This is a genomic window from Moritella marina ATCC 15381 (assembly GCF_008931805.1).
GTDB classification, from domain to species: domain Bacteria; phylum Pseudomonadota; class Gammaproteobacteria; order Enterobacterales; family Moritellaceae; genus Moritella; species Moritella marina.
Map to the genome: position 1 here is coordinate 2,555,047 of NZ_CP044399.1, position 14,034 is coordinate 2,569,080.

Consider the following 14,034-nt stretch of genomic DNA (forward strand, 5'->3'; position numbering starts at 1 on the left):
ATGACACACTTTAGTTCTTGCACCCCAAGTCAGCTAACGCAATCCGATTTTGTCGCCATTTTTGCTGATATTTATGAGCACAGCCCTTGGGTGGCAGAGCAGGCTTATCAACAGTATCAGGCACAAAAAGTGGATAGTAGTATTGATGAAATTGCCTCACTACAAAAATGTATGGCTGATATTTTACTCGCTGCTAGTCATGAGCAACAACTCGCATTAATCAATGCTCACCCCGATTTAGCTGGCCGAGCCGCTGTGAATGGTGAGCTAACGGCGGCATCAACATCCGAGCAAGCAGGCGCAGGTATCGATCAATGTACAACCGAAGAATTTAACAGCTTCACACAGCTCAACGATGCTTATAAAGCGAAATTTAATTTTCCGTTCATTAAAGCCGTGCGTGGAGCCAACCGCTTTTTAATCTTAGCTGACTTTAAACGTCGTATCCAAAATGATGCCAACACCGAGTTCAAGCAAGCATTATTAGAAATAAATAAAATAGCAGCATTTCGCTTAAACGACTTATAACAAGGACGATACCCATGACTACTGAATTAAACTTTGACCGGCATATTAACCTTGCAGATGAAAAGCTCGGTGCTGAAGCTATTTTTGCTACCGATGATTTCTTTGCTGATAAGCAGCGTATGTTAAAAACGGAAGCTGCTGTATTTGTTCCTGATTTATACGATGACAACGGGAAATGGATGGACGGTTGGGAATCTCGTCGTAAACGTCATGAAGGTTATGATTACTGCATCGTTCGCCTTGGTTTACCGGGTTCGATTGAAGGTTTAAACATTGATACTGCGAACTTCACTGGTAACTATGCACCTTCAGCTTCTGTTGATGCTTGCTTTGTTGCTGATGGCCAAGATCCACAAGCAGAAACACAATGGACAGAGATCCTGGGGTCAGAATCATTACAAGGTGATAGCGAGCATTTATTTAGCTTAACAGACAACACTGTTTATACTCACGTGCGCCTTAACATCTATCCAGACGGTGGTGTCGCACGTCTACGTGTCTACGGTAAGCCAAGTATCAACTGGGAAAGTATCAGCGCCGAGCAAGAAATTGATCTTGCAGCAACTATTAATGGTGGCCGTGCAATTGCGTGTAACGATGAACACTTTGGCGTCATGGGCAATTTATTAAACCCAGGTCGTGGTATCAACATGGGTGATGGCTGGGAAACGGCACGTCGTCGTACACCAGGCAATGATTGGGTCATTATCGCCTTAGGTAATAAAGGCTGTGTTAATCGCATCGAAATCGATACTGCGCACTTTAAAGGTAACTACCCTGATTCAGTCAACATCCAAGCAGCTTGTGTCACTGGTGGCACCGAAGAACAAATCCAAGCACAGAGTCTATTCTGGCGCGAACTGTTACCAGCACAAAAATTATCTGCAGATAATATCCATAACTATCAAGAGCAAGTGAATACGCTAGGTGATATTACTCATATCCGCGTCAACATTTATCCAGATGGTGGCATTAGCCGTGTGCGTATGTTTGGTTCTGTATCTAAATAACGGTACATAAATAACAACAATATTGTCTATCTAGAGGACTTAATGATGACTAACACAATAACACTTGAGCCATTAACTGCTGCAGCATTTAAACCTTATGGCGATGTGATCGCAACGGCTGACCGTGATTATTTCATGATCAATAATGGTTCAACCCGTCGTTATCATCAACTTGCGAATGTCGATACTGAAACAGAAGGTGGTAGCACTATTATCAGTATTTTCCAAGCAACCCCATTAGCTTACCCACTATCGGTAAGTATGATGGAACGCCACCCGCTCGGTTCGCAAGCCTTCATTCCTTTACTTGGCAATGCTTATTTAATTTTAGTCGCCGCGCCAACCGGTGATCTAGAACAAGATAGATTAGATAGCCAAACCATTCGTGGTTTTATTAGCGATGGTTCACAAGGTGTCAATTACCATAAAGGAGTTTGGCACCACCCAATCCTCGCACTAAGCGACCAAGATCAATTCTTGATCGTCGATCGTGCAGGGCCAGGAAATAACTGTGAAGAAGTTCATTTCACTGATGCTGAAAAACGCATATTTGCAAAACCAGCGTGTTCAGTTTAAGAATAAATCGCATTGTAATTCACATTATCACATTAAATTAAGCGTACTCAGTACGTGAATATACAGGGAGTATTTATGGATCCGCATATTACGGAATGGCTGAATCTTGCGATTCGATGGATGCATATGATTTTTGGTATCGCTTGGATCGGTGCCTCATTCTATTTTGTATGGCTAGAAAATCACCTTAATCGGGTTAACCCAAAAACGGGGCTAGCAGGCGACCTTTGGGCTATTCATGGTGGTGGTATTTATCACTTAGAAAAATACAAACTAGCGCCAAGCAAAATGCCAGAAACATTACATTGGTTTAAATGGGAAGCGTACACCACTTTCCTAAGTGGTATCTCACTATTAACTGTGGTTTATTACTTTAACGCTCAGTCGATGTTAATCGCACCAGAATCTGGCTTAGTCGAATGGCAAGGTATTGCCATTGGTATCGCGACAATTGTTGTCGGTTGGATTGTTTACCATCTGTTATGTGAATCACCACTGGCTCAGAAACCAGCCTTGATGGGTGTGGTATTAATGCTGATGATCATTGCTGTCGCATATGGTCTATCACTGGTATTCACAGGACGAGCTGCTTATATCCATGTCGGTGCCATGATCGGCTCTATCATGGTAGGTAATGTATTCTTCGTGATCATGCCTGGTCAGCGTAAAATGGTTGCAGCTGTATCAAAAGGTAACGCGCCGGATCCAAAAGATCCAGCCAAAGCATTGTTACGCTCACGCCATAATAACTACCTAACATTACCCGTGCTGTTTATTATGATCAGTAATCACTTCCCAAGTACTTATGGTAGTGAATACAACTGGCTGATATTAGCTGCTGTATCCATTATCAGTGTGCTAGTGCGTCATTACTTTAATACACGCCACCAGCATCAGAAATACGCCTGGACATTACCGTTTGCCGCCTTTGCAATGATCACGCTAGCTTATGTGACAAAACCAACGGTAGATAATAGCGCACCACAAGTTGCTTTTAGTGACGTACAAACAATTGTCGCTGAACGCTGTGCCGTGTGTCATGCCACAACAGGCGTTGCACCAATGGCAGGCGTCCATCTTGATTCTCCTGAGAACATTAAACTGAATTCAGACAGGGTATTGTCGGCAGTGCGTAACCGCGTCATGCCACAAGGTAACATCACTAAAATGACGGATGATGAGCGTACAGTCGTCGTAAACTGGATCAATCAAGGCGCAATAATAGAGTGACATAAAATGTAGCAATATAAGAGCGACTAATAATAACAAGTCACTGACTCGCTTGTAATAACAATAAAAATCCCGATTTACAGCACGCTAACTGCAGTATAAGTCGGGGTTTTCATTTTTAATGGAACAAAAATCCAATAAAAATGTCATAGCGCTATATAAAATAATTATAAGTGGGCGTAATGGAACAGTTAAACAAGCAACTCTTTTTAAGTATTAATCAATTCGCAGGGCAAAACCAACTCATTGATTACATCTTCATGTTCTTTGCCGAAGCCATGCCCTACCTGTTTATCATCTTGGTCATCACCCTCTGGTTTCGTTGTGACGAAAAAACGAAACGTTACCTTATTGGCGCCACACTGACATCTGTCGTTGGGATCGTGATCAATGCACTTATTGCACAAATTTATTTTCACCCACGGCCTTTTATGAATGATTTGGGCACGACGCTTGTTGCCCATACACCAAATTCATCATTCCCTTCAGATCACACAACATTTATGTTTTGTATCGCCTTTAGCTTATTACTGCATAAAGCAACAAAAAAATTAGCATTAGGCTTAGCGGTATTCGCTATTATCGGAGGGTTATCTCGAGTATATATCGGCGTACATTATCCTTTCGATATTGCAGCTGCATCCGCCATGGGGATGATGTCAGCACTGCTTGTACACACAGTGCGGTATAAACTGGCTGGTATTTACAATCTGATGATTACGATTAGCACACGCCTAACGGATAAGCTGGGATAGCAGTATATCGCGTATTGATGAACGTAAACCAGCGACACATCCGGTGTTGCTGGTATTATTTTGCAGGTATTAGGCTTCGCTCACTAAGAAACGCATGATTTCTTCCATGTCTAAATTAAAATCATCCGCTCTGACCGATTGAGCAATTTCATCATCACCCATCGATAAATCAATCTGATTTGCATGCTCAAAATCACGTTTATCCAAGCTGTAAAACGAGTTTACTTTCGGGCGGATTGGATCGGCGTGGTTATAGCCTTCAACGATCGCCAATCGATTTGAATTCAATTTAACCAAAGAGCCTACAGGATAAACCCCCATACACTTAATAAAGGCATTAACCAAGCTTAAATCGATTTGCCCAGCTTGCCCCAAGTTGCGGAGAATACCAAATGCTTTTAACTGAGTAGAACCTGCTTTATAACAGCGATTTGCCGTTAATGCATCGTAGATATCACAGATAGTCAATATGCGACCATAGCGAGAAATTTGCTGTCCAGCCAAACCATAAGGATAACCTTCACCGTCTAATTTTTCATGATGCAAACCTGCAACATCCAAGCTGAGTTTAGAAATACCCGGAATCGATTTAATAATATCAATCGAGTGATTAACGTGTAACTTCATGATGTCAAATTCATCAGCCGTTAATTTACCAGGCTTATTGAGGATCTCATCTGGCGTGCGTATCTTACCAATGTCATGTAAAAATGCCCCTATCGCCAACTCCCTAATAATACTTTTTTCAATACCAAGGTGGCGACAGAATAAGGCCATCAGCATAGATACAGCAAAAGAATGCTCGAGTAAGTATTCATCTTTTTGGCGGATATTGATGGCACACATTAAGGCGTCAGAATCGGTGAATAACGTATCGATTAACTCAGAAGTCAGCGTTTTAACTGAACAAAGATCAATCTCAGTGCCTTCTTCGATATGCGTGAATAGCTTTCTTTGTACGTCTTTAGATGTTGAAATGAGAGCCTTGGCTTGCACCATTTTCACGTTGAATGCTTGCTTACGTCCGTACATGTTGGCTTTTAAAGCAGCCGCATCTGCCGCCATTTTAGCATCAAATTTTGATGCATCAACAAGTACGCGTTTAATACCCAATTCAATCAATTTGTTTAATACAACATCATTTTTCACCCATTCCGCTTTTGTCAGCTTAAAACTACCAGTTTGCAAAGTGATCTTTTCAATGTAAGTCCCTGCAGTAATCTCGGTAATATCTTGTTCTATAAACATTAGAGTTAGCTCAAAAAAGTAGTCATGGTAAAAAGTTACTTTAGCACCATCCCCTGAGTAAATACACCTAATAACTATACAGTTGGCTATAGTGAGCCATCAGTAGTTAGTTTATGCGCAATGTGCATCATCTGCAGTTTGGTGATGAAGAATTTTAAATAACCGATACTCACCCAAGTCACAATAGCCGTTGCCCCCCACAGTTCAAACAAAGCAACCACATGTAGCTGGGAAATATATTGCTCTGCAATACCGATACTCGCAAACCAACCACCTGTGCTATACAAAGCTTTAGCACTAATAACCAATGGAAACGTAAATGCAGCAAAACCAGGATTGAAGGTTAAACGAGATAAATGTAATAGCGCCATATAAATAACCACGGTCATTAACAATGCAATGCCCAACAATACCGCCACAATAATAGGTGATGGCTCAGCCATAAAAGCCAAGTAACCAGTTAAACATAAGCTTGCTGGCGCGGCTAAAATAGCAATGGATGGTTTCGCACTTGCTGGGATTTTTTCACCAAAAATAAGACGGTTAATCATCACGGGTAATAACAACGCGTAATTAATAATGCCGAACGCTAAAATGGCATAGCAAATCGGTTTAAACAGCTCAGGCTGCGGGCAAGTAAATACCGCAACAACCAAACCAATTGGTGGCACAAACCAACTTGGTACCATATGCTGTAATTGCATATCTTGATAACGGTGATATAAAAACAACACCAAAAATACGATATGTAGCACTATTGCGGCGAGCCATAGAAACGTCGCAGTGGCTGGATAAACAGCAGTTAACGAGCTTGATACCACCATGGTCGCCATTGCAAATGTCGGAACAACGCTGCCAACAACATGATGAGAAAGATCATTCCAAAGTGTTTGTGGATGAATAATAAACCGTAATAATAAAGTGAGTAAAATGACCGCTGCGATCGTTGCTGTCGCATTCTGTATAAAGCCATTAAAATCATACGCCGACTCCCACAAGGCCCCGAGAGATGAAATCCCTAAAGCAAGACCGGCGACAGGCGTTGGTAATAATTTAAAGTTAATTCTAATTTGGTTTAACATAATACACCTCACTTATTGATGTAGTGATTATAACCCTAGCTTTAGGTTAATAAAATCTGTATATTTTTAACATGAAGTTAAAATAAGTTGAACCCACATGAACCTATCGTTAAGACAATTACGTGTATTTGTTGCCGTTAGCCAGCAACAAAGTATTACTCACGCAGCAAAACATTTATTTCTAACTAAAGCCGCGGTTAGTATGGCGTTAAGCGAACTTGAAAATCAATTAGGCCAACAGCTTTTTGATCGAACGAACAACCGCTTACACCTCAATCCATATGGCCAACGTTTATTACCCATCGCCGATGAATTACTACATCGAGCTGCCAGTATTGATACACTATTTCAACAGTCTGGCGCATTAATTGGTGATCTCGCTATCGGCGCAAGCGAAACCATCGGCAATCAGATATGCCCTTGGTTACTCGCACAGTTTCGACAGCAGACCGCGCATACCCAGCAAACCTTACACATCCGTAACAGCGCGCATATTGCAGAGATGATATTAAACTACCAGCTCGACATTGGCCTTATTGAAGGTGATGTTAACCACAATGATATTGAAGCCACACCTTGGTTAAAAGATGAGATGTGTATCATTGCCGCTGCGAATCACCCTTTATTGACGACATTAAGCCTACAACTAAGCGATTTAGCTGATCATGCTTGGGTACTCCGTGAAGCGGGATCAGGGAGCCGCGCTTTCTTTGATATCCATGTTGCGCCTGCAATCGGGCAATGGCAACTGGCTTATCAGCTCAATTCGATTGAAGCACAGCTTAACTTTGTTGCCGCCGGATTAGGCCTTGCTTGCGTATCTAAATTCAGTGCTACGCACGCCCTCGCGAATGGTCGTGTGCGCATATTACCACTCGATAGCAAGTTAGAGCGACAATATAAGATAATCATGCATAAGCAAAAATACAAAAGCGCACTAATCACGGCGTTTATCGAGTTTAGTCAGCAATGGGATGCGGCGACCTTAATTCCCCATAAAGTATGAAAAATCAGTGTTTAACATTAGCGAAGAGCAGCGACAAGAAAAATATACGCTAATATTATTATCATTATAGGATGATAAATTAAGGCGATAAAATGTTGAATAGCGCTCGATTACATGACCAATTTAAGCTCACTAAATGGCTTAAATTGGTCATCGTCTATAGCTTCACTATGAATCAAGTGTATGCGCATGACTCACTAGCGCACATGCCACAAGGTAATCCCTCGCAAGATATGATTATCAATCGATTAACCGCAGGAGTGAATAGCCAGTTACAACATGGACCCGTTCGCAAAGGAGAAACATTAACATCGATAGCGCAACAACGCGCCCCCCAAAATACCTCCCGAAACCAATACATAGAGATGATTTTTAGACTCAATCCACAGGCTTTTATTAATCAGAATAAGAATAAGCTCAAAACCGGAAGCCTGCTTAGATTACCAGGTTATCAGCAAGGCAATGATAGCCTTCAAAATGTAGCGAGGGCACAGCCGAGGACGCAATTTAACAACCAAAAAGTGCAACTAATTGAATACAACTCACTATTACAGATTAAGAGCGAGTCAAAAACCACACCGTTTTTACCACAAATCCCTATTCACGTCATCGCTCCGAATAGCTTAAACCAGCAACAAAAGCGAGCGAAGTTACAAGCCTTGATGCTACAAAACCAACAAACAGAAATACACGAACAAGTCGCATTATTACAACACATCAGTGAGATCGAACAACAACTAACAATAAGCCAAGAATCCGCGTCAAAACTCACTCATAGTCAGCAGCAACTCAGCTTAAAAAATAAAAATCTACTGCTACAAATTCAAGATTTACATAAAAAATACGATCACATTATCAATAACTACAACTTCACCCCTAAATTTTAGGTAAAAAAAAGGAGTAGCAAACGCTACTCCTACCGTAATAGTCAAAAATTATTACGCCTGAATACATCACCAACCTAGCTGGAAATTTCAGGATAAAGTATACTTACTTCTTTGATATAAAATATTCAAATAGCTGTTGCTAGGCAAACGGTCGAAAGGAATTAAAATACCCTTGCCAAATAAGTAGACATAAAACTCAAGCTCGTGCGAAGCTTGAGTATCCGTGCTAAGACTATTAAACAAAAAGCTGACCACAAGGTCAAGTTTTAATGTGTATTTTGTTACTTTTTTGTAAAGCTTTATAACTTTATATCAATAATTACGAAGGGATGAATATAAGTATGTCTACCATACGGAAGAAAAACGAAGCAAAGATTTTAAAGGCTGCAAGTCAAGTGTTTGCCAGTGAAGGTTACGCAGCAACAAAAACCATTGATATCGCGAAACTTGCCGGTGTACCTAAGGCCAACGTCTATTATTACTTTGGTAATAAAGAGACACTATACTCAGCTGTATTAGAAACGATCATTGAGCCATTACTCAGCGCAACCCATCCAATTGAAACTATCGATAACCCCGCAATAGCCTTAACTGAATACATTAAGACTAAACTGCTCATCTCACGCGATTACCCATATGCTTCGAAAGTATTCGCCAACGAGATCATGCGAGGTTCGCCATTATTATCACCAGAGATACGCCAACGCTTAATGAATCAGAGTACTTTTTTACTCGATAAATTTAGCCAATGGATTGCCGCGGGCCAAATGGACAACATATCACCACATCACTTATTGTTTATGATCTGGTCTTCGACCCAAACTTATGCTGACTTTAGCTGGCAGATCAACGCCGTAATGGGTAAATCATCACTCGCAGCGAGTGATTATGATGATGCTGCACATCTCATCAGCCAGCTGGTTCTAAAAGGCTGTAATGTACAATCTTGTGGCAACAATACAGTGCCAGCAGCCAGTTAAAGCCGCTTACTTATAAATATGAGCGAAGCGGAGTTAAAATTAATTTTTTTATATCCCCTAAGCCATTTTTAATGCGCCGAATTTGAGGGTTAAGCAAGAACGCATAACCCTCAAAACACAGCGCATTGATAAATTTTCTTTGTGTTCGGTAATAATCTGCATAACCTTCTTTCAACTTGGCATCTGCCAAAGCAAATGTATGCTTGCTTAATCCCAGTTTTCGCTGTTTATAATCATTAATAATATGTTCGATACACTCAAGATGCTGTAGACGCTTACTGTCAGTTTGAGTCACCGAATCACTACGCATGAGATAACCCGTGTAGCTTTTCGTTAATAGTGCTATCTCAAACTGCTCACAAATTTTTAGCCATAACTGCCAATCCTCGCAATAGCTCATATCGACATCAAACATTCCAACCGTCTTAAATACCGACGCCTTCACCATCACCGTCGATGTCCCAACCACATTATGAGCCAATACCAGTGCTAAAGGCTGCGTAATACCATAGCTAGGTGTAGTCACTTCTTTAAATTGATTCCAATACCCAAAACAATCAACAATGTACTGATATTTTTCGTTCACATGATCATAATTAGTAAATGACATTGCGACACTCGGATCCGCGTCATGCAACGCTAACTGCGCCGTTAATTTTCCTGGGTACCAATAATCATCCGCATCTAAAAATGCAATATACTCACCAGCCGCGTGTTCTATCGCGATATTACGCGCAGCTGAAGCACCAAGCCCTTTGGTCGTCATCACCTTTATACCTAGTTCCTGCTGGCGCAAAGATTCAAGATATTCCGCCGTGCCGTCAGTGCTATTATCATTGACAATAATGATCTCAACATCATTTCGGTCTTGTTGCAAAATGCTTTCTATCGCTTTTGGTAAATAGGCCAAGCAATTATAGCTCGGAATAATCACTGAAACTGTATATCCCATAACACTACCCTATGTTATCTGCTGATACCTGTATGTAACATCCTAAAAAACAATTGTCCTGATAAATACTATCATTAGTTAGCGGCTTTATTTTTATTCTAGCTATGTTGATAAGCCTAGCTAACAAATTAATTTTTGAATGTAAGTACGATAATTATTATCGTTTAAATAAACAGGGATGAACGAACATATGTATAAAGCGGATGGTAGAATGAAAAAAGTGGCATTTTTAGCGCCTTCATACCCAGTGCTAAGTGAAACATTCATTCGGACGGAAATTGATTCTGTTCGTGCTAATGGCCATGATGTATGTGTCATGACATTTATAAAATATCCGGACTGTGGAAAGTTCAACTATGATGTTCATGTGATCGGCGAAAACTCCCCCCTTTATTTACTCTACACTCTTAGCCCTCTCGGTATATTAAAAGCATTACATTTCATCACCAAACAACGTTCAATGCCCAAATTATCGTTATTCCGATATAGCCTCAAGCTTGCTCTGCAAATGCGAAAAGCAGGCGTTAATCATGTCCATGCTCACTTTGCCCAGCATACCTGCACACATGCGATTGCAGCTGCGAAGATGATGGGCATCAGTAACTCTTTTGTTGCTCATGGCCATGATCTATATGAAGCACCATTTGACGTCGATTTAAAGGTAAATAACAGCAATTTTGTGGTCGCGGTATGCAAAGACATGGAGAATGATTTAAAGAAAATAAACGACGCTAAGATAAGGTTGTTACATTGTGGGGTGAAAACCAATAAATTTAAACCGCCAGTGTTACCTGCCAGCAAACCCGCAGATGGCACGCCGATTAAACTGGTATTCTTAGGTCGATTAGTTGAGCAAAAAGGCGTTTATTACTTGATCCAAAGTCTCGCAGAATTAAATACACACAAGTTAATTACTCTCGATATTATTGGTGATGGCGAATTGCGCACAAGCTTACAACAGCAAGTATATCAATTAGGGTTATCGAAGTTTGTCCGCTTTCACGGGTCTAAATCCCCCGACTGGGTCAGCCGTAATCTTGCCACTTTTGATTGTCTCGTTGCTCCATTCTGCGTCTCACATTCAGGCTGTGTTGATACTGGTCCCCTCGTATTAAAAGAAGCCATGGCTGTCGGTATTCCCGTGATCACCACAGATTTAATGGGTTGCAAAGAGATAGTCGCACAAGGAACAGGCTTGATTGTAAAACAAAAAAATAGCCCATCACTGAGTCTCGCAATTACTGAATTTATCAATTATTCACCAGAAAAACGTGAAGATATGAGGCGTTTAGCAAGATCAAATATAGAAGATAACTTTGATGCTTTAAATCAAGCGAAGAGCCTATCAAATTGGATTGAGGCTTGTGCTAGTTAAATTAGCTGCTGCAAGACATAAATAGTAAAAAGGTAAAATAAAGAATAAGAAATAGAGAATAGGAAATAGGAAATAAAAATAACGCGGTACACTCGTCAGTTTACCGCGCTATCACTAGCTTAAATGTTACAGACTGCTATAACGATTCTCACCGTATACGTATGTTTCACATACAACACGATCATCACCCATCAACATCAATGCAAACAAGGTTTCTTCTAATGACGTTGAGTTGTCCATACGGAATTTAAGTAACGGCGTAGCAGCTAAATCTAACACCACGAAATCCGCTTCTTTACCTACGGCTAAGTTACCAATTTTGTCTTCTAAACGTAATGCGTTTGCACCACCTAACGTAGCCAAATAAAGTGATTTAAATGGGCTTAGCGCCTGTCCTTGCAACTGCATTACTTTATATGCTTCATTCATCGTTGATAATAACGAAAAACAAGTACCCGCGCCCACATCTGTGCCCATGCCAACATTAACACCGAATTTTTCTAAACGCGGTAAGTCTAATAAACCCGAGCCTAAGAATAAGTTTGAAGTAGGACAGAAAGCCACAGCAGAACCCGTATCAGCCAAGCGTTGACATTCGCTATCACACAAATGAATACCGTGTGCAAATACCGAGCGTTCACTCAACAGGCCATGATGATCGTATACATCCAGGTAGTTAGTACGCTCAGGGAACAGTTCTTTAACCCATTCAATTTCTTTTAAGTTTTCTGATAAATGGGTGTGCATATACAGATCAGGGTATTCATTTAACAAACGCGCCGCAACATCAAGCTGTTCAGGCGTACTTGTCGGTGCAAAACGAGGCGTTACCGCATAGTGCAAGCGGCCTTTATGGTGCCAGCGTTCAATCAACTCTTTACTGTCTTCATAACAACTTTCAATGGTATCGGTTAAGAAATCAGGCGCGTTACGATCCATCATCACTTTACCGCAGATAATACGTAAGTTACGTAATTCCGCTTGCGTAAAGAAGCTATCAACCGATGCTTTATGTACAGTCCCGAATACTAACGCTGTCGTGGTACCGTTACTCATTAATTCTTCTAAGAAGATCTCAGCTACTTTTGTCGCATGCTCAGGATCATCAAACTTACCTTCTGCAGGGAAAGTATAGTTATTTAGCCAATCCAGTAATTGCTCACCGTACGACGCAATCATACCCGTCTGTGGGTAATGTACATGGGTATCAATAAAACCCGATGTAATGAGCTTATTCTCATATACTTTTACAGTGATATCGCTGCTTTCATTAGCCAGGATCTCATCTGCGTTACCAACCCCTTGCACGATACCATTTTCAATGATCATTGCGCCATCAGCAAAATATTCATACGAATTTTCCATACCGACTTTATCGGGATCGCCAATGCTATGTAATATTGCTGATCGGTATGCTGTTCGAATTGTACTCATCTAAAACTTCCTTCATTATGCTACTGCATCATATCTCGCGCTATCCTAATACGCTCAAGATAGCCTGTCTATAATTATACACTGTCGATTACTAGGCTAACTTAGCTATGTCGCTATTTACTTGCACTAGATTAGGTTTTTGTTTGTTTTCTAATGCACGGCCTTGATAAATTGCAATCAGCTCACCTGCCACTGAAATAGCTATCTCGGCAGGATGTTTACCTGCCACCGCACTAATACCTATCGGGCAGATCATCTGATTAATTTGGGTATCGGTGAAATCACGCGCTCGTAGTCGATATTGAAAACGCTTTTTCTTCGTCTGCGAACCAATCAGGCCAAAATACTTAGCATCACCGCGCTTTAAAATGGCTTTGGCTAAATCAAAATCCAGCTGATGATTATGCGTCATCACTAGATAATAACTGTCTGCAGGCATATCACGCACGTCACCTACCGGATCATCACTCAATAATTTGGTGACATTATCCGGTAATTGCGCTGGAAATTGTTCATCACGTTCATCAATCCAGGTGACTCGGAATGGCAAGGTCGCGACAACATGTAACAAGGCTTTCGCCACATGCCCAGCACCAAATACCACTAAATGCTGTAGTGACTGGCCAATTGGTTCAAACATCAAGGTAGCACTGCCACCGCAGCATTGCCCTAAGCGTGCGCCGAGATCAAAGCGTTCGACGACAAGCGAATCTTTACCACTATCAAGCATTTCACGTGCCATTTTAGTGGCAAGATGTTCTAAATGACCACCGCCAATGGTAGCGTATAGCTTATCTTGTGTTACTAACATTTTAGTGCCCGAATCTCGCGGTGTTGAACCGTGATGCTCAAGCACTGTTACCATGATGCATGCTTCACCGCGCTGCTTTAGCGTCGCAAGTGGGTCAATCCAATTGTCTTCAAACATCATCAATCTCCTTACTAACAGCCCAACGATACGAACCGCGTTG

At 41.2% G+C, this 14,034-nt stretch carries 14 protein-coding genes; 9 read left to right on the forward strand and 5 right to left on the reverse strand.

The genetic code is table 11. The features are described from left to right. The 5 genes from uraD to FR932_RS11485 all read left to right on the forward strand — a co-directional run bounded on the left by uraD (position 1) and on the right by FR932_RS11485 (position 4,099). Complete coding sequence (gene uraD, locus FR932_RS11465) at positions 1–528, forward strand: 2-oxo-4-hydroxy-4-carboxy-5-ureidoimidazoline decarboxylase (protein ID WP_019442012.1); 528 nt, start codon at positions 1–3, stop codon at positions 526–528. 14 nt (positions 529–542) lie between these two features. After that, positions 543–1,538, forward strand: a complete 996-nt coding sequence (gene alc / locus FR932_RS11470) for an allantoicase (protein WP_019442011.1) — start codon at positions 543–545, stop codon at positions 1,536–1,538. A 45-nt stretch (positions 1,539–1,583) separates the two neighbouring features. Beyond that, entirely contained in the window at positions 1,584–2,114 is a 531-nt protein-coding gene (locus FR932_RS11475) for an ureidoglycolate lyase (protein ID WP_019442010.1), read from the forward strand. Between the two features lie 75 nt (positions 2,115–2,189). After that, positions 2,190–3,344 carry a urate hydroxylase PuuD gene (locus FR932_RS11480; protein ID WP_019442009.1) on the forward strand — a complete coding sequence of 385 codons (1,155 nt, stop codon included), beginning with the start codon at positions 2,190–2,192 and terminating at the stop codon, positions 3,342–3,344. Between the two features lie 182 nt (positions 3,345–3,526). After that, a complete protein-coding gene (locus FR932_RS11485) occupies positions 3,527–4,099 on the forward strand; it encodes an undecaprenyl-diphosphatase (RefSeq protein WP_019442008.1) in 573 nt (190 codons plus the stop codon). Positions 4,100–4,168: 69 nt separating this feature from the next. Here FR932_RS11485 and FR932_RS11490 read toward each other — a convergent pair whose 3' ends face one another. Next, positions 4,169–5,347 carry an HD-GYP domain-containing protein gene (locus FR932_RS11490; protein WP_019442007.1) on the reverse strand — a complete coding sequence of 393 codons (1,179 nt, stop codon included), beginning with the start codon at positions 5,345–5,347 and terminating at the stop codon, positions 4,169–4,171. Positions 5,348–5,433: 86 nt separating this feature from the next. Beyond that, positions 5,434–6,429, reverse strand: a complete 996-nt coding sequence (locus FR932_RS11495) for a TDT family transporter (RefSeq protein WP_019442006.1) — start codon at positions 6,427–6,429, stop codon at positions 5,434–5,436. A 97-nt stretch (positions 6,430–6,526) separates the two neighbouring features. On the opposite strand from FR932_RS11495, the gene FR932_RS11500 reads away from it, so the two are divergent. From FR932_RS11500 to FR932_RS11510, 3 genes are all read left to right on the forward strand, one after another. Then, a complete protein-coding gene (locus FR932_RS11500; protein WP_019442005.1) occupies positions 6,527–7,435 on the forward strand; it encodes a LysR substrate-binding domain-containing protein in 909 nt (302 codons plus the stop codon). 92 nt (positions 7,436–7,527) lie between these two features. Then, on the forward strand, positions 7,528–8,322 hold the full coding sequence (locus FR932_RS11505; protein ID WP_019442004.1) for a type IV pilus assembly protein FimV: 795 nt from the start codon (positions 7,528–7,530) through the stop codon (positions 8,320–8,322). 341 nt (positions 8,323–8,663) lie between these two features. After that, the gene (locus FR932_RS11510) at positions 8,664–9,302 is read left to right on the forward strand and encodes a TetR/AcrR family transcriptional regulator (protein WP_019442003.1); all 639 of its coding nucleotides are present in this window, start codon (positions 8,664–8,666) and stop codon (positions 9,300–9,302) included. Positions 9,303–9,312: 10 nt separating this feature from the next. On the opposite strand, the gene FR932_RS11515 is transcribed toward FR932_RS11510, so the two are convergent. Further along, positions 9,313–10,254, reverse strand: coding sequence for a glycosyltransferase family 2 protein (locus FR932_RS11515; RefSeq protein WP_019442002.1), 942 nt, complete (start codon positions 10,252–10,254; stop codon positions 9,313–9,315). Positions 10,255–10,444: 190 nt separating this feature from the next. Between FR932_RS11515 and FR932_RS11520 the strand changes: the two genes are divergently transcribed. Further along, entirely contained in the window at positions 10,445–11,629 is a 1,185-nt protein-coding gene (locus FR932_RS11520) for a glycosyltransferase family 4 protein (protein WP_019442001.1), read from the forward strand. A gap of 126 nt (positions 11,630–11,755) precedes the next feature. Here FR932_RS11520 and guaD read toward each other — a convergent pair whose 3' ends face one another. Both guaD and xdhC read right to left on the reverse strand, forming a co-directional pair. Continuing rightward, positions 11,756–13,063, reverse strand: coding sequence for a guanine deaminase (guaD, locus tag FR932_RS11525; RefSeq protein WP_019442000.1), 1,308 nt, complete (start codon positions 13,061–13,063; stop codon positions 11,756–11,758). A 91-nt stretch (positions 13,064–13,154) separates the two neighbouring features. Continuing rightward, the gene (gene xdhC / locus FR932_RS11530) at positions 13,155–13,994 is read right to left on the reverse strand and encodes a xanthine dehydrogenase accessory protein XdhC (protein ID WP_240532421.1); all 840 of its coding nucleotides are present in this window, start codon (positions 13,992–13,994) and stop codon (positions 13,155–13,157) included. Positions 13,995–14,034: the final 40 nt, after the last annotated feature.